The sequence below is a fragment of the Streptomyces sp. NPDC096339 genome, assembly GCF_044762985.1.
Lineage (GTDB): Bacteria > Actinomycetota > Actinomycetes > Streptomycetales > Streptomycetaceae > Streptomyces.
Window position 1 is genome coordinate 108,476 of record NZ_JBIWFI010000009.1, and the last position, 18,030, is coordinate 126,505.

Sequence of the window (18,030 nt, forward strand, 5' to 3'; positions counted from 1 at the left end):
GTGTGATCAGGGCACTGGTCGCCGACGACCAGGCGGTCGTCCGCACAGGCTTCGTCAATCTCCTCAACACTCAGGAGGACATCAAGGTCGTGGGTGAGGCCGAGGACGGTGTGCAGGCGGTGCGCATCGCCGCCGAGACCCGGCCCGACCTCGTGCTCCTCGACATCCGGATGCCGCACAAGAACGGCATCGAGGCGGCCCGCGAAATTCTGGCCGAGCCCGGGACGACGACCAAGGTGCTGATCCTGACGACCTTCGGCCTCGACGAGTACGTGTACGACGCGCTCGCGGCCGGGGCGAGCGGCTTCCTGCTCAAGGACGCCACCTTCCCCGAGCTGCTGCACGCGGTGCGCGTCGTGGCGGCCGGGAATGCACTGCTCTCACCCGAGATCACCAAGAGGGTGATCGGCGAGTTCGTTCACGCCCGGACCTCGCGGCTGCCGGTCCACTCCGTGGGGGAACTCACCGCACGTGAGGCGGAGGTGCTCGCCCTGATCGCCCGCGGACTGTCCAACGCGGAGATCGCGACCCGACTCACGATCACGGACCACACCGTGAAGACCCACATCAACCGGCTGTTCACGAAGCTGCGACTACGGGATCGGGCGCAGGCGGTGATAGCGGCCTATGAGCTGGGGCTGGCGCGGGTGGAAGGCGGGGCCGGCTGACCAAGCCCCGTGCCACAACGTGTGCCGGGTGCCGGCTGCACGGCCTGTTGAGCAGAGCGCCGCACTCCCGCGAGATCGCCACCTGCGCTTCATCTACCACCACGTATCTCTTCTGGGCATGGTCACCGCCGAGACCCCATGGAACGCAGACCAGCCCAGCCCAGCCCCGATCCTGAATTCGTGAAAGCCGTGGAAGCGAACACGGCCTCAGTCGGGCTGGCCCTGTTCGGGCACATCACCTTGACCCGGGACGGCGACGGTACGTCCCATCGCCGGGACAGGTGAGGTGGCGTCTGGCGTCTGGCGGCCTGTCGGGCCTGTAATCGATCCCGCTCTACGGCCAGCCTATGTGATCAAGAACCTACGTCGCCGTGACGGGCCGCCACACTACGTGGCGGCAAGCGGCACCGTACCGACGTACGACGGGCCTGTCGCGCATACTGCGCGACAGGCCCGTCAATTCAGTGGCCGGGGCGGGATTTGAACCCGCGACCTCTGGGTTATGAGCCCAGCGAGCTGCCGACCTGCTCCACCCGGCGGCCTTCACCGTAAAACGCCAGAGCGCACAGGCGCGAGCGATTATCCGGGCGCTGCCTGGGGTTCGGTGCTGCCGGCGACGACGAAGGCGAGGAGGACGGCGGCGGCCTCGCTCTGATGGACGCGTGCGTGTACTGGGTCATGGCACCTCCCCCTCGGTGTAGCGGCCTACGTACACCGCGGCGCCGACCGCGTCGCGTACCAGGGCGAGGGTCGGCTGGAGTTGGCTCATGCCGTTGGCGCCGGCCGTGCCTGCCCCAACGGCCGGCGCGAGGGTGGTCCCGCTCGCGTACGCGTACGCGTACGAGCCGATCGGGGTGGCGAGGTTTCCTTCAACCCGCATCGCCAGGCGCTCGGCGATGACGAGTTGTGGCCGCTTGGTCTCCCGGGCGATCCGGACGGAGCCGACCCCGCGTGAGTACCGGGCGATGGCCTCCAGTACACGCAGCGCCTGGTGGACGCGGGCCAGAGCCTCTGGAGAGGGGCGGGTGGCGGGTACCTGCTGGGCGGCGTGGGTGAGTGCGGGCGCGCGCCGGGGCATAGGCGCCCAGGTTGAGCGGGTGGGCAGTGAGTGGGCGTGCGCCAAGTCGGCCAGTACTTCGCCTGTGTGGCCATAGTGAAGGACGATTTCACCGAGGTCGGGTTCGTCCTCCACCACCAGGCGCGATACCTCCGCCGGCAGGACGTCGGGCAGACCGCGCCGGCGGAGAAGCTCGCGGTCTCCGTGACCGTCATGAAGGGCCCCAAGAGCCCCGCGGGCAACTCGGCCCAATCGATCGCCGAGCGCATCTCGGACACCCTCGCCCCCGGACACGCGCTCAAGATGCGCTGACGCAGCCGCCCTCCTTGGGTTTGTCATGACCCTGTTCGCGAGGTGAACTCCACCCCCCGTAGGCTCGCACCGATCAACGAACCAAGGGGGAAGAAGTGACCACGATCGCCAGTGACAACAAGAGAGTTGTGGCGGAATTCTTCGAGGCCGTCAGCGAGCGCCGCCTCGATGACCTGCCCACCTACCTGGCCGCCCACGTCATCGACCACAACAAGATCATCCACGGAGAGGCCGACGAGCCGGGAGCGGCGTTCGACGGGATCCGCCGGCAGCTGGCCGCCTTCGATCCTCTCCTCGTGCACGTGGACGAACTCATCGCCGAGGGCGATCGTGTCGTAGCCCGCGTGACCCAGCGGGGCAAGCACGGGGGCACTCACCCCCGCATGCCCGAGCCGACCGGCCGCGACTTCGAGGTCGAGGCCATCTGGATCTTCACCCTCGCCGAGGGCAGGATCGCGGAGATCCGCGCCGTCAGCGACCGTCTCGGCTTGTTCCTCCAGCTCGGCTGGGACTGGCCGCAGACCGACTGACCACCCGGAGCCGCTTCGGTGTTACCTTCCCCCCATGTCCAAGGCCGAAATAGACGCGCTGACCGCCGAGTTCTTCGGCGCCTTCGACAACCGTGGGGGCAAGGCCGCCGATGTGGCCCGCATCCGCCGGCTGGTCATCCCGGGCTGTGTGATCGTGAGCACCGGTCCGGGGTTCGCGGCCTACACCGTCGACGAGTTCGTCGAGCCCCGTGAACGGCTGCTGGCCGACGGCCGGCTGACCGAGTTCACCGAATGGGAGACCTCCGAGCGGACCGACATCGCGGGTGACATCGCCTCGCGGTTCGGTGAGTACCGCAAGTCCGGGATCCTGGACGGCGAGCCGTTCGAGGGCGGCGGGACCAAGGCCATCCAGTTCGTCCGCACCCCGGACGGCTGGCGGATCGCGGCGTTCTCCTGGTACGACCCCGCGTAGTACGGGCCGCCGTACGCCGGCACCGGGTGGCGTGATCGTTCGCCCGCTTCAGGCCTGTCTGGGCTGGGCGGTCGCGAGGCAACAGGTAGATGCCAGGGTCTCGGCCACGCCTACACCGTTACGGCCTTGGTGGCTCCGTGGTACTCAACTTGGTGGGGAGGCTGCGCGCGCCCGTAGGGTGGCGGCGCTGATCCGGAACGGGTCGGGACGACTCAGGTCGACGTCCGCCTCGTAGAGCGGCCGCTTGGGGCCAAGAACCCCCTAACAGAATGGGCCGGCCTCCGAGTCGCGCACTGTTGGTTGGGCAAGGCGGACGCGAAGGAAGATCACTATTCTGTATGAGTGCTCTCATACGACGAGTTGACTTCACCGGAGCGTGAGCTGTGGGACGCGTTCCCCGATGGACGCCGCGTTGACCTGCGCGCGGGTGTGCCCGATGACGATCGGGTCACCGAAGGTGGCCAGTGGGGCCCCGGACGGACGGTTCGTGCCGCCGTGATCGCGGCGCTGCTCTCGGGTGTGAACGCCGCGCAACCAGGCGCCGCCGCATGTGTGAGGCTCGTCGGCGCGCGCATCAGCGGTTGTCTGGATCTCTCGGATACGGAACTTGGTCAGGCTCTTCGGATCGAGGAGTGCTGGTTCGAGGAAGCACCGAAGCTCCATGGGGCCTCGGCCCGGACGATCCGTATCGTGGAAAGCCGCCTGCCGGGCCTCGAAGCCGCTCTGGTGCGTGTCGAGGGGCACCTCGATCTGTCTCGGTCGCGCGTGGAGGGGTGTCTGGATCTCCTGAATGCCTCGGTGGCGGGCGAGTTGGTGCTGAATGGGACGCGGGTGGGTGTGTGCGAGGGCTGGGCCGTGATCGCGGACGGCCTCGACATGGGCGGCGGCGTCTTCTGCATGCACGGGTTCACCGCCCGTGGCGGGATACGCCTGCTGGGAGCGCAGTTGCCGGGTGGACTGTTCATGCAGGGTGCACACCTGGAGCGCCCGGTCCCATTGGGACGCCCCGGTCCGCGCGGCGTGGCCCTTGCCCTGGACAACGTCGTGGCGTCGACGCTCAACTTCTCCGGGGGCTTCACCTCGGAAGGGACTGTGAGGCTGCGGGGCAGCCGGGTTTCGGACAATCTGACCTTCGAAGGAGCCGTCCTGAAGGCGGCTCCCGACGGTGACGGTCCGGCCCTGGTCGGCCTCCTGATGCGGGTGACCGACTTCGACTTCACCCTCGCCCGACGACCGTCCGGCACCGTGGACCTGCGGGGCGCGCAGGTGTCCTACCTCCACGACAACGAGCACAGCTGGCCGGACGTGGTGGAGCTGGACGGCTTCGTCTACGGCTCCATCAAGGCGGTCGAGGCGGGCGAACGGCGGGAGGCGGTGGGGCGTCGAGACTCTGTGGCAGAACGTGTGGCGTGGATCCGGCGCAGCCCCGGCTACAGCCCACAGCCGTATGAGCAGTTGGCGAGCTGGTACCGGACGGCCGGCCACGACGACGACGCCCGCCGCGTGCTCCTGGCCAAACAGCGCCACCGGCGCCGTACGCTGTCTTCGACCGCGCGTTTCTGGGGGCGCTTGCTCGACGTGACCGTCGGCTATGGCTACCGCCCCTGGCTGGCCGGCGTCTGGCTCCTCGCGCTGACCCTGCTGGGCACCCTGACCTTTCGCGCGCACTCCCCCACCCCGGTCAAACCAGGCGAAGGCGCCCCCTTCCAGCCCCTCGTCTACACACTCGACCTCTTGATCCCCATCGGTGGTCTGGGTCAGCGCACGGCCTGGTACTGGTCGAACGGCAGCCTTCAGTGGCTGGCCTACCTACTGATCGCCCTCGGCTGGGTGCTGACGACCGCCGTCATCGCGGGTGTCACGCGCACCCTGCAGAAGAACTAGCGAGCGACAGCTGAGTTCAGGCGTCGCTGGCAGATCAGTGCGGATGTCAAGGTGAGGAAGGCCTCGTGGATGTCGTCACGCACTTCCCAGCGGATCCGCAGGCGTCGGAACCAGTGCAGGCGGGTGAACGCGCGCTCCACGACCCAGCGTTGGATGTCCAGGCCGGATCCGTGCTCAGTGCCCCGGCGGGCGATCAGCGGCTTCACGCCGAGATCCCAGACCAGGCGGAAGCTGGGAAGGCGTCGGCCCGCCTGCTGGGATCATCCGAGCGGGTCGTGCGGCTGACTCCTGTCCGTGGGCGCCGATGAACGGGCGACCGGGGACAGGCAGCCATGCAGGACATGGATGAGGCGCTCACACTCCTTCGGCGGGCCGTCGACTTGCCGGCCAAGTGCTCCTCGGTCCGAATCTCGAGCTCGGGGCCCATGGTGACGTCGGTGATGTCGAGTTCCTCTCGGACTCCCCTATGCTCGCGAGGCAGTTGGTATGAACAGTTCATTGAGGGGGCACGGAGCCGCATGGCCGACGAGATCAAGTACGAGTACAAGACCGTAAAGACAGTTCGCGGCAGCGACGGCTTGGTGATCTCGAAGATGCAGAGGGAAGGCTGGGAGCTCGTGGAGCAGTCCCAGGGCATGCTGCGCTCCACCCTCGGCTTCCGCCGGCCGAAGAAGCCCCTGCCGCGGCTCTTGATCGGCACCGCGGTCGGCGGCTTCGTGGTCCTGGCCATCGTCATCGGCGTAGCCGCCGCGCTTGAGGACGGAGGCGAGAGGAAGGACGAGTCGAACAAGCCGACGGCCTCTGCGAGCGCAGAGCCCTCCGCCACGTCGACTCCGACCGCGGCCGGGTCGGCTGCCGCCGAGGTGATCACGCCTCAGAACAACCCGGAGTTCGCGGCTCTACTCAAAACACCGGACTCCTGCGACAGTGCGAACCCGGACTTCGCGACCAAGTACAAGGGCAAGACGGTCGCCTTCGACGGCTCGATCGTGCACGTGGCACCCCACGGTAGCGACGGCACCCGCTTCGACTTCCTCCTGGGCCCTGGCGACCAGGGACCGAAGACGGGGATCGGGCCGGCCTTCAAGTACGAGGATGTCAACATCCACGACCTGAAGCTGACCGGCGGGAACACCCCCGCTACCGTCCGCGCGGGAGATACGTTCCGCTTCGCCGCCGAGGTGGGCGAATTCAACGCGAAGCAGTGCGTCTTCTTCCTCGACCCGGTCTCGACGGAATACCGGCAGTCAAGTTGAGCAGCCGCGTCATCACGCGCCGGCGTGCCCGGCGTATCTGTCACAGCTCCGGAGTAATGCGACCGGAACCCGTTGGGCAGATCCGCTGCCCTCCCACCCGGAGTCCTTCCGGCTGCGCCTTCAGAACCAAGAGGACCCGCTCCGCCACCACCTGCGGCGACGGGGCTTCACCACCTCATGGGCGCGAAGCGGCCTTTCGCCGGCCGACCTCGACCGTGACGACGAGGCCCAGGCAGACCACTGTGGCTGCCAGCGAGCCGAAGAAGACTCCCTCGAAGAGCAGGCTGTTCGCGCCCTCCACCGCGCCGTCCTCGTACGTGCAGGATTTCTCGAATGGGAAGCTAGCCCTGTGCAGGTCTCCACAGCGGTTCTGCAGGTCCTCGTGAAGGATGCTCGCCTTGAACCAGGACAGCACCCACAAGAAGAGGAAGATCCCGGCGCAAGCACACAAGGCTCCCCACAGCCGGTTCACTTGGGCGTCCACTACGCTGAGTCTCGTCACGCGTCAAAGCCTAGGGCCGGGTTCTCCGCCTTGGTCCTCACGAACCACTCGCGCTTGGCCATCTGAGCTCCTCCGCGAGGGCATCCGTCCGACGGCACCCCCAGCCGCCCTGCAGCGTAGGGGCAACCTTGCCCTGCCCCCTCCTGGCGCCTGCCCTTCGGGCAGGCCACCCGCTCCTCGTCCGCCGGCACCTGGACGCCGACGAGACACTACCCACCACGCCGGCCGGTCAAGGCGTAGCTCTCGGGTTCGGGATCAGGTCGTGAGCGTTGCCCTGGCCAGGGAACCCCGAAGGATCCTCGCACGGGGCAGGGAGAGGTCGAACAGGCAGCCCAGGATCCCCAGCAGGACGCGGCGCATTTGCTCCTCGTCCTCCGCGCCGGTGTAACCGTCTCGGCCGGCAACCGGCAGTCCGGCCTCCGCCATGGCCGCTGTCACTCGGGCCGCCACCGTCGGATCCCGGTCGATGCCGTCGTATCCCCATGACCCGTCCAGATGCAAATTGAACGAGCAGGCGAGAAGGGGATCGTGGAGGTACTCGAACGAGGCCTCCCGCCTGACCCGCTCCCGTGCGCCGGCCGAACTCGGCGACGAGGAGACTGACACGCCTCCACGTTGCGTTACGTCTTCAACAGCCTGATGGGACAGCATCATCACCGCCTTCAACACCGCGAACTGTTCGCTGAGCAGGTGGCCTTCTCAACCACGGTGGTGCAGGTCGCGCAGGCGGCGTGAGATGCCACGTGATCCAACCGGCGATGGGAGAGAAGGACGAGTACAACGCGCCGCTACCGCAGCACCGGGCGGTTGGCGGCCTCGTACTCGTCCGCGATGGTGAAGACGCCGGCACATCTCGGGCACTCGGCCTTGCCGAAGAGATGGGCGATGCCGTCGGCGAGTACGTCTTCCCCATCGCGGACGGCGATCTCGTGCATCCATCGGCCGGCGCCTGAGAGCTCCTCTACACGCGCCGGCCGTAGGTCGCGCCGGTCCACGTCGCCCAGGTTCCAGTCCCGGCTCGCCGAGTAGCGCCCGTAGTCGCCGATGGCGATGGTCACTTCCACGGCGCAGTGGGGGCAGTCCAGGGGGTAGAAGTCGTCCGTGAAGTCTCCCAGGACGTTGGCCCAGTGGTACTGCTCCTCGACCGCGAGCAGTGCACGGAAGGTCACGAGGTAGTCGGCCGGCCGCGACTGCAGGTGCCGGTCCAGGAGTGCGCCGAACTCGGCGATCACCTCGGCGTTGTCAGCCAGGAGTTCGTCACCTCCGTGGTGCCCTGCCGTGCGCTCCATGATCTCTCCGGCCAGGTGTCGAGCCTCCGCACTCCGCGACGCGAGGCGCATCAGCCTGGGCAGTGCGGCGATACCGGCGAGTGACACGAGATCGTGCTCCAGGATCAGTCGGTGTCCCAGCTCAGTCCATGCTTCGGCGTCGTTCTCACGTTCCACTCGATCCAGGAGTTCGGGGACGCGATCGGTTTCGGAATGCCAGTCGTACATCTGTGCCCAGTTCACCACCCCGGCATTGAACCCTCCCACGAGCTTCGAGGCGAATCCGAACGGCACCCCTGGTACCGAAACCGTCGTGAACTTGACGCATGGCTTCGTGAGGCTTCTCCGGTCAACTCCGGTGCGCACCCAGGCGATACAGCCGCCCGTTCGATTTCCGACAGCCGGTCTGCAGCCCCAGTTCAGGCGTATGCGTCCTCGATGGCGACTCGGCGCACCGTGCGCAGCGTCGACCGGAGACTGTCCGGATCGGTCGAACCCAGGGCGAGGCGAATTGCCTGTGGTGTGTGCGTCGAGGTGGTGAACGGCTCCGCCGTGGAGACCGAGATGTGCCGGCGCGCGAGGGCGGCGGTCAGGCGGTCGGCGCGTGCGTCGTCGGGCAGTGGCAGCCAGGTGAAGTAGGACGAGGGGTGGCCGATGAGCGGGAGGCCCGCCAGCTCCTGCCTGGCGATTGCCTGGCGCGTCTTGGCGTCGTCTCGTTTCTGCGTTTCCAGCTGGTTCACGGTGCCGTCGTCGAGCCAGCGGCAGGCGATCGCGGTGATGAGGGCGGGAGTGTTCCAGGTGGTCGCCCGGATGGCGCGTTCGAGCGAGGGCACCACAGGTGGCGGGGCGAGGACGAACCCGACGCGCAGGCCGGTGGCGATGCTTTTGGACAGTCCCGAGACGTAGACAGTGATGTCCGGCGCGGTTGCGGCCAGAGGCGGTGGAGGGGCTTCGACCAGGTAGGCGTATGAGGCGTCCTCGATGATGAGCGGACCGTGCTGTCGAGCGATCCCGATCAGGCGGGTGCGGTCGGTTGCCGGCATGACCCAGCCCAAAGGGTTGTGCAGGGTGGGCATGGTGTAGATCGCACGCACCGGGCGGGTCGCGCAGAGTTTCTCCAGGGCGTCGAGATCCGGTCCGTCGGCGGTGGTGGGGATGGGCTCCAGATCGAGATGGAAGGCGTGCGCGAGAACCTTGAAACCCGGGTAGGTGAGTGCGTCGACGGCGACGACGTCGCCGGCGCTCAGCGTGGCCATGATGGTGATGGCCAGGCCGTGCTGGGCACCGTTGGCGATGAGGATCTGATCCGCGTCGGCGGCAATTCCCCGGCGCCCGAGGTGTCGTGCGATGGAGGCTCGGTCCTGTGGACGCCCTCGGTGTGGTTGGTAGCGCAGCAGCGAGTCGAGATCACCGGAGGTGGCCACCTCGCGCAAGGCCTGCCGCAGGAGATCGGCCTGGCCGGGCAGTGACGGGTAGTTGAAGTTGAGGTCGACCGCCTCTGGGGCGACGGGTTGCTGATCGATGCCGTGGCCGGCAGGGACCGCGATGTCACGCACGAACGTGCCGCGGCCCTGTTCCCGGCTCACCAGGCCCATCGCTTCGAGCTCGGCGTACACCCGGGTGGCGGTCACCACGGCGATGCCCTCGCGGGCAGCGAGTTCGCGGTGGGTCGACAGCCGCGCCCCCGGCGCGAGGCGCCCGGTCCGGATGTCGGATGCGAGCGCGTCAACCAGCTTCTTGTATCGCGGGGCCGCCATGCACCGGATTGTATCCATGACAATTCTTTGACTGTCCTGCGCACGGGTCCATACCGTCAAGCCACTCATCCGGAAAGGACAGCCGTCGTGCACATCGCCATCCTCACCTTCGAGGGCTACAACGAGCTCGACTCCCTGATCGCGCTCGGTGTGCTCAACCGCATCAAGACCGATGACTGGCGCGTCACCATCACGACCCCCAGCCCCAAGGTGACGTCGATGAACGGGGTGGTCATCGAGCAGATGTCCACTCTTGAGGAGGCCTGCGCCGCTGACGCCGTCATCGTCGGCAGCGGCATCGCCACCCGCGAGGTCACCGAAGACCCGGCGATCATGAACATCCTGCGGGGCCTGGACCCCTCACGCCAGCTCATCGCGGCGCAGTGCTCCGGCGCGCTCGTGCTGGCCAGGCTCGGCCTGCTGAGCGACATCCCCGCCTGCACGGACCTCACCACCAAGCCGTGGGTCGTCGCCGCCGGCGTCGAGGTCCTGAACCAGCCCTTCTACGCCAAGGGGAACATCGCCACCGCCGGCGGCTGCCTGGCCTCGCACTACCTCGCCGCCTGGATCATCGCCCGCCTGGAGGGCAACGACGCCGCCGAAGACGCGTTGCGCTATGTCGCCCCGGTCGGGGAGAAGGAGGAGTACATCGAGCGCGCCTGGCGCAACATCGCCCCGTATCTGCCCGCTCCCGCACCGGCGCTCGTTTGACCAACCAGTCGCAGGCAACGGCCCGCCAGGAAGCGGCGACCTTCGCGACGGCATCCGGACGGCGCAGGATCTCCGGGGCAACCGTAGACGCAACGTGTGGGAACGTCGTCTCGCTCTTCACGCCGGTGGTGTGGCTGGTCCCGGTCACGGCGACGCCCCGGCGACCGGCGATGACGTGGCCGCTGCCCTCCGAGACGGCCGCCCGCCCGCCCGCCCGCCGGCCGGCCTGACTGACGAGGGCCGGCCGAGCCCCACGCCGTAATGAGGTGGACAGGCCCCTTGGCCTGGGCGAGCATCGCCTCGATGAACAGCGAACTCCTCCCCACCGTCAAGCAGGTCCGCTTCGTCCAACTCGGCGCGAAGGCACTGCGGGCGCTCGCCGACGGCGACCTCGCCGGTGGCAGCGCCGAGGCCGGCATAGCCCTCCACGCACACTTCGTGTCCGACCGGGCCCGCATGATCTTCGACTACCGCGCGAAGCAGATCACCGAAGACCCCTCCGCAGCCCCCTGGACCACGCGGGCCGCAGTGTCCGAGCCGGACGGCACCGTCGTCGGCGACTGCGGCTTCCACGGCCCGCCCAGCGAAGCGGGCGTGCTCGAGGTCGGCTACACCGTCGTGCCCGAGTACCGCCGCCAGGGCTACGCCCGCGCGATGTTGAAGGCGCTGCTGGACCGCGCCGCCGCCGAACCCGGCGTCACGACCGTCCGCGCCACCATCGCCGCCGACAACACCGCCTCCCTGGCCACCGTCGTCTGCTTCGACTTCCAGCGCGTGGGCGAACGGGGCAACGAACGCGACGGCATCGCGTACGTCTTCGAGCGCCCGGCGAAGCCGGTCCGGCAGGCCGAGTAGCCATACGGGCCCGGGATGCCAGGGGCCTCGCCCATGTGGCCTTCACGTCCGCTGAACCGGGCGACTGCGGAGCACAGCCGCGGGAGAGGTCCCGTCCAGGGACTCGGAGGCACCTCCGGACGGTCGCGGCAGGCCGTTTTGACGTCGCCTGCGTGCCTGCGGCCCGACGGGGCCGTCAGCAGGAGGGGGTCGCTGCACTCGCCGGCGTGGTGGACGCGACATGGGGGCCATGGTGTTCGAAGAGACGGTCGGCAAGGAGGGCGTGGGCCAGGCTGCCGCCGGCGCGGACGGAGGCCGTGACGAAGGCGGTCTCGGCGAGTTCCTCGGCGGTGACGCCGTGTCGGCGGGCGGCCGCAGTGTGCACGTCGAGGCAGTACGCGCACTGGGTGACGAGGGCCACCGCCACGGAAATCAGCTCGCGGTAACGCCGCGGGACGGCACCGTCCTCACGGTCGACTGCGTTCTGGAAGGCGCGCCACGCCGCGAACTCGGGCCCGGCGGCGGCACCGACGGAGCGGGCGCGGTGGAGGTCGTCAGGATGCGCGTACATGGGTACTCCTTCTGAAGGCTGTGGGGTGATGGACGGGGCGGATCCGCCCCGGGTAGGCATGCGGTTCGGGGGACGGCTCCACTTCACCTCGGATCGCGCCCCTGCGTCCAAGACCGGTTCCGCAGGGGTGGTGCCGTTGTCGGTATCGTGGCTGGTCATGGACTTGAAGGCGTTGCGCTGTTTCGTGGCGGTCGCGGAGGAGGGCCACTTCGGCCGGGCTGCCGTGCGACTGCACCTCGCCCAGCCGCCCCTCAGCCGCAGGATCCGCGACCTGGAGGCGGACCTGGGGTGCCGCCTGTTCCACCGGATCCCGACCGGTGCGCGCCTGACCGCGGCCGGTGAGGTGCTGCTCCCGGAAGCCCGCGACCTGCTCGCTCGGGCCGAGCGCGCCCGCGAGCGGGTGCGCGCCGCAGAGTCCGTACGCGAGGTCGTCCTGGGCACCGTCGCCGGCGCGGGTCTGGACGCCGGCCCTGCGGCTCTCGCCGTACTGCGCAGGACCCACCCCGGGCTGCGCGTCCGACTGCACGAGGCGCCCGTAACGGATCCGACAGGTGGGCTGCGCGCCCGTAAGACCGACGTGGCTCTGACCCGACTGCCCTTCGACACCTCGGGACTGACCGTACGACAGCTCGCGGTGGAGCCCTTGGTGGCGGCGCTGCCGTCTGACGACCCGCTCGCCGCTCGGCCGCGGCTGCACGTGAGGGAACTCGCCGGGCGCCCGCGCTTCCGACTACCGGCCGGGACGGACGTCCAGTGGCGCGCGTACTGGCTCGCTGCCGACGAGGACACCCCCGGACCGGTGGTGACCTCTGCCGAGGAATGCCTGCACGCGGTGGTGTGGGACGGCGTGACCGGGCTGCTTCCGGCCGGGGCCGCGCGCCGGCACGCGCGCCCGGGCATCGCGTTCGTCCCGGTCCACGGCCACCCGCCGAGCCGCGTCGTGCTGGCCCGCCGCGCGGACTCCCCCGATCAGCTCGTGGACGCGGTGGCGACTGCCCTGGCCGATGCCCACGGTGCACGGGCGGACACCCCGGTCGATGCGTATACGGCGCCGGCGGACCCTGTGCGCCATCCCCACGCCGCCCGTCCGGGCATGCACCCTGCGGCCGTCGCGGGTGAATGAAGCCTCCCGCCCGGCCTGATCCGTGGGACGGGCCAGCCGGCCGCCTGGCAGTCCCGTCCCACGAGGCCACACCGATGTTGGGGAAGAGCAGTCCTTCGAGGTGAGCAGGGGAAGGTCCCCGTCGGCCCGGAGAAGGACGAGCACGATGCCGTCCTGGCCTCCTGGGATGCACGGGCCACACGGCGCTGAGGTGCCGTCTGGGGCCTTCCGCCCCGTTGCCAGAGCGCGGGGCGGGCCCGTCGGAAAGCCGTGGCGCCGGGGCCGCCTGTGGCGATGGTGCTGGGAGCGATCCGCCGTCGCCTTACCCACCGCCGCCTTCGCCGGCACCCGCAGGCTCGTCGTGCTGCTCGCGCAGCTCGCCACCGTCACACCTGGAAGGGCGCAGCGAGGCGCCGGCGCGGGGCGGAGGCATGAGGGAAACGGTCCCCCGAGTGCCTACGGTTGACCCGGAATCAAGGAGCGGAAGGAAGCCGCCGCACGCTCGGCCACGGCTTCGACGTACGGCACGTACGCGTCAGGGTCTGCGTGGTCGGCCATCGGGAAGGTCAGGCGACCGTCGCGGCCCAGCGCGCGGAAAGCGATGATCTCGGTGCGCATCAGCCCTTCCGCGAACCGTTCGATGCTCTGCTTGAACCACTCGTACCTATAGCCATAGCCTCCCGGCGGGATCACTCTCCTGCTTTCCTCCGCAAAGCCGAACTCGCCGGAGCCGTTCACAGTGAGGATCTGGTCGGAGGGAAGGAACAACTGGTAGTGCCACCGGTTCTCCTCCACGCACCCGGGCGGTATCTGCGGTGGTTTCCTGAGCCCGGTGGTGGGGGGCAGGTCCGACCAGTCGAAGTGGATCCACCAGCCCCGCAGCACCTGGCTCGGGCCGGCCTTGATGGTGCTGATGCCCGGTCTGCCCGCCTCCTCCAGCGCCGCAACCGTTCCGGTGACCGCCTCGACGACGGTCCGTATGGCGCGTGCGCTCGCCTGCCGGTTGCGAGCCGAGGCCCGCACACCCTCCCACCACACGGCGGTGTCACCCACGGCCGCTTCCACTTCGGGAGGCCAGCTCGTGGGATCGTCCCCGTTCATTGCCATCTGCCGGGGACTGAGACCGCCTGGCAGGGGGCGGTCAGCCACCTCTTGCCGTCTCTCCCACTCCCTGAACCGGGCGATGATCTCCTTCCACTGACGCTCTTTCTCCAGATATGCACGTCTGGCCGTTTCACGCGCCCGAGCCTGCTGCTCCGCGAGGCGCGCTTCGATGGCGTTCCGGACGGGCTGGTAGGCCTCCACCGCAGGCCGCACCCGCTCCAGGAAGGATGTCCAGGCCGCGTCGTGCTTCGCCCGCGCCCGGCGGCCCGTCGTCATCCTGTCCCATCGCCGGATCCGGCGCTGTGCCCTCTCCAGCTCCTCCTGCTCGGCGGCGATCCGCCGCACCAACGAGGCAGCGGCGGCAGTCCAGGAGGCGATCTCCTCGGGTGTGCCGCTCACCTCCACGCGGCGGGGCATCGACGTGTGCCACGCGCCCAGGGTGTCCATGACGTAGTCCGCCGGCCGGTCGGGTTCACGGGGGAACCAGTACACGGTGATGTCCAGGTCCGTGCCAAGCGGAAAGCCCGTGTACGAGATCTGTAAGGCCATACACCCAGAGTGGCAGTTGCCCCGCCTTCGAGCACGGGGGTTCCGAAGGAACATCGAGAACCCGTCGGCCGGACGGTCCGGGCCCACCTGGCGGGGCACGGTGACGAAGACGATGACCTCTCGGCGATCTGCCCGGCACCCCGGCACCCCGGCACACGGCACACGGCACCCGATCCGGCCACGGAGCCTCCGCGAAAAAACCGTTTGGCCGACCTCCGCGACCGCTGCTACGTTTCCGGAGCCGTGCGAGAAACCAAGGAGGTGGTACCCGTGAACGCAGTATCGACATGGGTGCTCCCCTCCGGGGTCACGGTCGGGCGGTAGGTCGTCCGGGAGCGCCGTACAAGTGCACTCCCGAAAGGCACGACCATGCATTTCACTTCTGAGCGGCGTCTCGACGAGAACGTCGTCGAACGCGAATTCACCCTCGGCGAGATCCCCGGCATCCTGTGGACGCCGACATCCGCATCCGCGTCCACACCGGTGCCGCTGATCCTGCTCGGCCACCCCCCGCTCGGGCTGAACAAGATGTACTCCCGGCTGGCGGCGCGGGCCCGGCAAGCCGCGGCGGACGGTTTCGCCGCAGCCACCATCGAACTGCCCGGAAGCGGTGACCGGCCCCGTTGGGCCGCCGCCGAGCAGGCCCGCGCCGACCTGCGCCGGACCATGGAGGCCGGCGATCCAGTAGGCGACGAGATCATCGACGCCCTCGTCCTCCCCCTCGTCGAAAGGGCCGTCCCGGAATGGCAGGCGGCCTTGGACACCCTCCTGTCGCTGCCCGAGATCGGCGGCCCTGTCGGGTACTCGGGGGGAGTGATCTCCATCGGCGTTCGCCTTGCGGCGGTCGAACCACGCATCGTGGCCGCCGGCTTGTTCGCCGGGAGTCTCGTGCCTCGCGCCATGTTCGAGGAGGCCCGCCGGGTCACCATTCCGTTGCATGTCCTGCTGCAGTGGGACGACGAGGGCAATGACCGGCAGTCGGCCCTGGCCTTGTTCGACGCCTTCGGCTCCGAGGAGAAGTCCCTGCACGCCAACATGGGCGGGCACACTGGCGTCCCGCAGTATGCGGGGGACGCCGCAGCCCAGTTCTTCGCCCGGCATCTGAAGTGAAGACGGGCCGCCAGGCCGCCGGCAGACGGCGAGCCTCGCTGACCGGGAGGCTGCTCGTCCAGGGAAGGTCCTGGCGCTCGTCCGCTACTCGTACCGTGGTCCCCTGCCAACCCGGCAGGGGCCCGCACCACCCGAAGCCGTGTACGCCGAGCTGATCAATGGATCCGACAGCTGGGACCTCTGGCCGAACTGATCCATCTCCATCGGGGAAACGATCACCCACCTCGCGGGAAGCGATCTCCGCGTCGGCGAACACCGTGTGCAAGACCTGCTCAACTTCACACCCGGCACGGCGGGGAGCGGGAATCGTTGACGCATGGATGGGTGTCCCCGAGCACACGGCGAGACGTGTCCGGGCGGGACCCGGCTCGATCCTCAGGGAGGATCTTGACTTCATCGCACCGTGGAAGACTGCGTGCACTGGCCGCCGGCGGCGTACTGGCCCTCGCCGTCAGCGCCCTGACCGCCGCCCCGAGCAGCGCCGCCCCGCAGCCCGGCATACCCGAATCCGCCGCTACCCGGCCACTGACCGACCCAGCGGCGGATTCGGTCCCCGGGCCGCACCGGGCGGCGATCGCGAGTACCCAAGCGTCGTCTGAGGCGAAACGGCGAAGCTCCTGGTGGAAGGTCACGGCCAGGAACCACCTGGAGGTTCGATCGGGGCTAGGTGAGCTCGAGCCCGCGCGTCCGGTCGAAGGCGATGCGGGTGAGCCAGCCGAGGCCGGCCGTGAAAAGCGGTGGCCACACGATCGGCCCAACGGTGTAGCCGACAAGCACCACGAGTGGGATCCACCCACTGTTCACGGCCTGGTAGAGCACGCCGGGCCGGCGGATGCCGACGAGCCGCGCCAGGTCCGGCAGCACGAAGGACACCAGCGCAGCGGCAGTGGTTGACGTGCCGTACTTCTGACTTTCGAAGACGGCGAACGCGGCCAGGAGCAACGCGAGAGTGCCCCAGGCGGTTCGCGTGGGCCAACCACTGCGGCCCACGCCAGAGTTGCGCAACGGAGTGGCGGCGCCAGGGGGTTCAGTGGTCACCCGTAGAGCGTACAGAGGGCAACGCATCATCAGACAGAAGTCCGCAGGAGCCAGGGGGACAACAGGTTCAGCGGCCCGCGCCATGCGATTGCCGCGCAGACACGATGGCCGCCCCAGAAAGCGCGTTCCGGTCGCCTCGACGGCCGGCGTGTCCCGCCACAGCGGCGGCTGGCGCCGCCGAGGACAGACGCACATCCGGGTATGCCATCGCGGTCACAACGAGCGCTGGGCGACCTCGGGCATCGGCACGAATCGTAAAGATCCCGGCGAGCCAGGTCTCCCAGCCCGGCCCTACCCCACCTGCGGTTTTTTACCGTGCTCCACGCAACCGCCTGCCCGTCGAGCACGTCACCAAGCACGTGGAAATCGAATGGCTCTTCTCCCTCATCCCCCTGACCGTCGGCACAGTCTTCCTCTGCTTCGGCGTGTACGGCCTCCGCCGCGCCAGGACTCTGCGCCGCGTGGGTGTCACCGCCGCAGCTCGGATCGTCCGCTTCGACGTCAGGCGGGACGACGAAGGCTCCACGCTCCACCATCCGGTCGCGGCCTGGACGGCCCAGGACGGAAGCAGGTGCGAGTACTCCTCCAGGTTCGGCCGAGGAGTTGTCGGAAACGGCTTCGGCGCCGGGGCGCACGTCGTGGTCCGCTACGACCCGCGCGCGCCACACCGGTTCCTCATCGAGGGCTGGGACACGAAGGCGGTCGACCTCCTCTTCACGGTGCTGGGGGCGATGCTCACGGTAGGCACGGTGACGGCGGTACTCATCCGGCTGCTCATCGTCTGACCGCGACCGGCGTTCGGTCTCGACGCTCAGGACGGAGGCATCGGGAAGGCGTTGAGCTCCGTTGACCTGACCCAGCGGCGCCGGCCGACCCGGGTGCCTGCCCACGGCGGACGGCCGGCGCCCAGGGCCGGGATGGGCCACCGGTGCCGCGCCGGCCTTCGGGCACGACGACCCGTACGGCCTGCGTACCTGCGCCAGTCTCATCCTGGGTACCGACGTCCATGCTCATGACCTCGTACGTTCCGTCGACCGGTGGGTTGAAGGGCCAGTCGTCCGGCCCGCTCCTGCGCTGCGCGTCACGTTTGGCACGCAGCCGTGCAAGTCAGGGCCGGGGTTGTGGCCGGTCTGGTCATGCGGAGAGGGCGAGCTTCTACATGTGGGCGACGGCCTGGACCGCATGGTGGAGGCCGGTGCCGCGTTGGCGGCAATCGCGGAGGATCTTGTAGTGCTTCATGCGGGCGAAGGCGTGCTCGACGCGGGCTCTGACCCACCGGTGTTCGGCGTTGTCCGGCATGGCTCGGTCGGGGCGTTTGCGATGTGGGACGACGAGCCCGTTGAT

19 protein-coding genes, 1 tRNA gene and 2 pseudogenes are annotated in these 18,030 nt (G+C 69.0%); 11 read left to right on the forward strand and 11 right to left on the reverse strand.

Annotation, left to right across the window (positions count from 1 at the left end; genetic code table 11):
• The first annotated feature begins 2 nt into the window (after positions 1-2).
• Positions 3-668, forward strand: a complete 666-nt coding sequence (locus ACIQ5Y_RS15135) for a response regulator (RefSeq protein ID WP_403879813.1) — start codon at positions 3-5, stop codon at positions 666-668.
• Between the two features lie 465 nt (positions 669-1,133).
• Here the strand turns inward: ACIQ5Y_RS15135 and ACIQ5Y_RS15140 are convergent.
• Both ACIQ5Y_RS15140 and ACIQ5Y_RS15145 read right to left on the reverse strand, forming a co-directional pair.
• A tRNA-Met gene (locus ACIQ5Y_RS15140) sits at positions 1,134-1,207 on the reverse strand.
• A gap of 137 nt (positions 1,208-1,344) precedes the next feature.
• Positions 1,345-1,746 carry a hypothetical protein gene (locus tag ACIQ5Y_RS15145; RefSeq protein ID WP_403879814.1) on the reverse strand — a complete coding sequence of 134 codons (402 nt, stop codon included), beginning with the start codon at positions 1,744-1,746 and terminating at the stop codon, positions 1,345-1,347.
• Between the two features lie 66 nt (positions 1,747-1,812).
• Here ACIQ5Y_RS15145 and ACIQ5Y_RS15150 point away from each other — a divergent pair, with 66 nt between their 5' ends.
• The 4 genes from ACIQ5Y_RS15150 to ACIQ5Y_RS15165 all read left to right on the forward strand — a co-directional run bounded on the left by ACIQ5Y_RS15150 (position 1,813) and on the right by ACIQ5Y_RS15165 (position 4,884).
• On the forward strand, positions 1,813-2,037 hold the full coding sequence (locus ACIQ5Y_RS15150) for a hypothetical protein (RefSeq protein ID WP_403879816.1): 225 nt from the start codon (positions 1,813-1,815) through the stop codon (positions 2,035-2,037).
• Between the two features lie 95 nt (positions 2,038-2,132).
• Positions 2,133-2,567 (forward strand): ester cyclase, encoded by a 435-nt coding sequence (locus ACIQ5Y_RS15155; protein ID WP_403879818.1) that lies wholly within the window; start codon positions 2,133-2,135, stop codon positions 2,565-2,567.
• Between the two features lie 34 nt (positions 2,568-2,601).
• Positions 2,602-3,000 carry a DUF4440 domain-containing protein gene (locus tag ACIQ5Y_RS15160; RefSeq protein WP_403879820.1) on the forward strand — a complete coding sequence of 133 codons (399 nt, stop codon included), beginning with the start codon at positions 2,602-2,604 and terminating at the stop codon, positions 2,998-3,000.
• 342 nt (positions 3,001-3,342) lie between these two features.
• Positions 3,343-4,884: an oxidoreductase gene (locus tag ACIQ5Y_RS15165; RefSeq protein WP_403879822.1), complete on the forward strand. Its 1,542-nt coding sequence runs from the start codon at positions 3,343-3,345 to the stop codon at positions 4,882-4,884.
• On the opposite strand, the pseudogene ACIQ5Y_RS15170 reads toward ACIQ5Y_RS15165, so the two are convergent.
• Positions 4,881-5,093 (reverse strand): annotated as a pseudogene (locus ACIQ5Y_RS15170) (IS5/IS1182 family transposase); the annotation flags it as partial. The gene ACIQ5Y_RS15165 and the pseudogene ACIQ5Y_RS15170 overlap by 4 nt on opposite strands.
• 309 nt (positions 5,094-5,402) lie before the next feature.
• On the opposite strand from ACIQ5Y_RS15170, the gene ACIQ5Y_RS15175 reads away from it, so the two are divergent.
• Positions 5,403-6,140 carry a DUF4839 domain-containing protein gene (locus tag ACIQ5Y_RS15175; RefSeq protein ID WP_403879824.1) on the forward strand — a complete coding sequence of 246 codons (738 nt, stop codon included), beginning with the start codon at positions 5,403-5,405 and terminating at the stop codon, positions 6,138-6,140.
• A 175-nt stretch (positions 6,141-6,315) separates the two neighbouring features.
• On the opposite strand, the gene ACIQ5Y_RS15180 is transcribed toward ACIQ5Y_RS15175, so the two are convergent.
• The 4 genes from ACIQ5Y_RS15180 to ACIQ5Y_RS15195 all read right to left on the reverse strand — a co-directional run bounded on the left by ACIQ5Y_RS15180 (position 6,316) and on the right by ACIQ5Y_RS15195 (position 9,667).
• Positions 6,316-6,642 carry a hypothetical protein gene (locus ACIQ5Y_RS15180; RefSeq protein ID WP_403879826.1) on the reverse strand — a complete coding sequence of 109 codons (327 nt, stop codon included), beginning with the start codon at positions 6,640-6,642 and terminating at the stop codon, positions 6,316-6,318.
• Between the two features lie 255 nt (positions 6,643-6,897).
• Positions 6,898-7,248: a hypothetical protein gene (locus tag ACIQ5Y_RS15185; RefSeq protein ID WP_403879828.1), complete on the reverse strand. Its 351-nt coding sequence runs from the start codon at positions 7,246-7,248 to the stop codon at positions 6,898-6,900.
• A gap of 182 nt (positions 7,249-7,430) precedes the next feature.
• A complete protein-coding gene (locus tag ACIQ5Y_RS15190; RefSeq protein WP_403879830.1) occupies positions 7,431-8,204 on the reverse strand; it encodes a hypothetical protein in 774 nt (257 codons plus the stop codon).
• A gap of 125 nt (positions 8,205-8,329) precedes the next feature.
• The gene (locus ACIQ5Y_RS15195) at positions 8,330-9,667 is read right to left on the reverse strand and encodes a PLP-dependent aminotransferase family protein (RefSeq protein ID WP_403879832.1); all 1,338 of its coding nucleotides are present in this window, start codon (positions 9,665-9,667) and stop codon (positions 8,330-8,332) included.
• Positions 9,668-9,754: 87 nt separating this feature from the next.
• On the opposite strand from ACIQ5Y_RS15195, the gene ACIQ5Y_RS15200 reads away from it, so the two are divergent.
• Together ACIQ5Y_RS15200 and ACIQ5Y_RS15205 are read left to right on the forward strand one after the other, a co-directional pair.
• On the forward strand, positions 9,755-10,378 hold the full coding sequence (locus ACIQ5Y_RS15200; protein ID WP_403879834.1) for a DJ-1/PfpI family protein: 624 nt from the start codon (positions 9,755-9,757) through the stop codon (positions 10,376-10,378).
• A 303-nt stretch (positions 10,379-10,681) separates the two neighbouring features.
• A complete protein-coding gene (locus ACIQ5Y_RS15205; protein WP_403879836.1) occupies positions 10,682-11,233 on the forward strand; it encodes a GNAT family N-acetyltransferase in 552 nt (183 codons plus the stop codon).
• A gap of 175 nt (positions 11,234-11,408) precedes the next feature.
• On the opposite strand, the gene ACIQ5Y_RS15210 is transcribed toward ACIQ5Y_RS15205, so the two are convergent.
• Complete coding sequence (locus ACIQ5Y_RS15210; RefSeq protein ID WP_403879838.1) at positions 11,409-11,783, reverse strand: carboxymuconolactone decarboxylase family protein; 375 nt, start codon at positions 11,781-11,783, stop codon at positions 11,409-11,411.
• Between the two features lie 157 nt (positions 11,784-11,940).
• Between ACIQ5Y_RS15210 and ACIQ5Y_RS15215 the strand changes: the two genes are divergently transcribed.
• The gene (locus tag ACIQ5Y_RS15215; protein ID WP_403879840.1) at positions 11,941-12,906 is read left to right on the forward strand and encodes a LysR family transcriptional regulator; all 966 of its coding nucleotides are present in this window, start codon (positions 11,941-11,943) and stop codon (positions 12,904-12,906) included.
• A gap of 435 nt (positions 12,907-13,341) precedes the next feature.
• Here the strand turns inward: ACIQ5Y_RS15215 and ACIQ5Y_RS15220 are convergent, their stop codons facing one another.
• Positions 13,342-14,538, reverse strand: a complete 1,197-nt coding sequence (locus ACIQ5Y_RS15220) for a hypothetical protein (protein WP_403879842.1) — start codon at positions 14,536-14,538, stop codon at positions 13,342-13,344.
• A 369-nt stretch (positions 14,539-14,907) separates the two neighbouring features.
• Between ACIQ5Y_RS15220 and ACIQ5Y_RS15225 the strand changes: the two genes are divergently transcribed.
• Complete coding sequence (locus ACIQ5Y_RS15225; protein WP_403879844.1) at positions 14,908-15,648, forward strand: alpha/beta hydrolase; 741 nt, start codon at positions 14,908-14,910, stop codon at positions 15,646-15,648.
• A gap of 663 nt (positions 15,649-16,311) precedes the next feature.
• On the opposite strand, the gene ACIQ5Y_RS15230 is transcribed toward ACIQ5Y_RS15225, so the two are convergent.
• On the reverse strand, positions 16,312-16,686 hold the full coding sequence (locus ACIQ5Y_RS15230; protein ID WP_403879846.1) for a DUF4260 domain-containing protein: 375 nt from the start codon (positions 16,684-16,686) through the stop codon (positions 16,312-16,314).
• 359 nt (positions 16,687-17,045) lie between these two features.
• Here ACIQ5Y_RS15230 and ACIQ5Y_RS15235 point away from each other — a divergent pair, with 359 nt between their 5' ends.
• Positions 17,046-17,471: a DUF3592 domain-containing protein gene (locus tag ACIQ5Y_RS15235; protein WP_403879848.1), complete on the forward strand. Its 426-nt coding sequence runs from the start codon at positions 17,046-17,048 to the stop codon at positions 17,469-17,471.
• A 370-nt stretch (positions 17,472-17,841) separates the two neighbouring features.
• Here ACIQ5Y_RS15235 and ACIQ5Y_RS15240 read toward each other — a convergent pair.
• Positions 17,842-18,024, reverse strand: a pseudogene (locus ACIQ5Y_RS15240) (IS5/IS1182 family transposase); the annotation flags it as partial.
• Between the last annotated feature and the right edge of the window lie 6 nt (positions 18,025-18,030).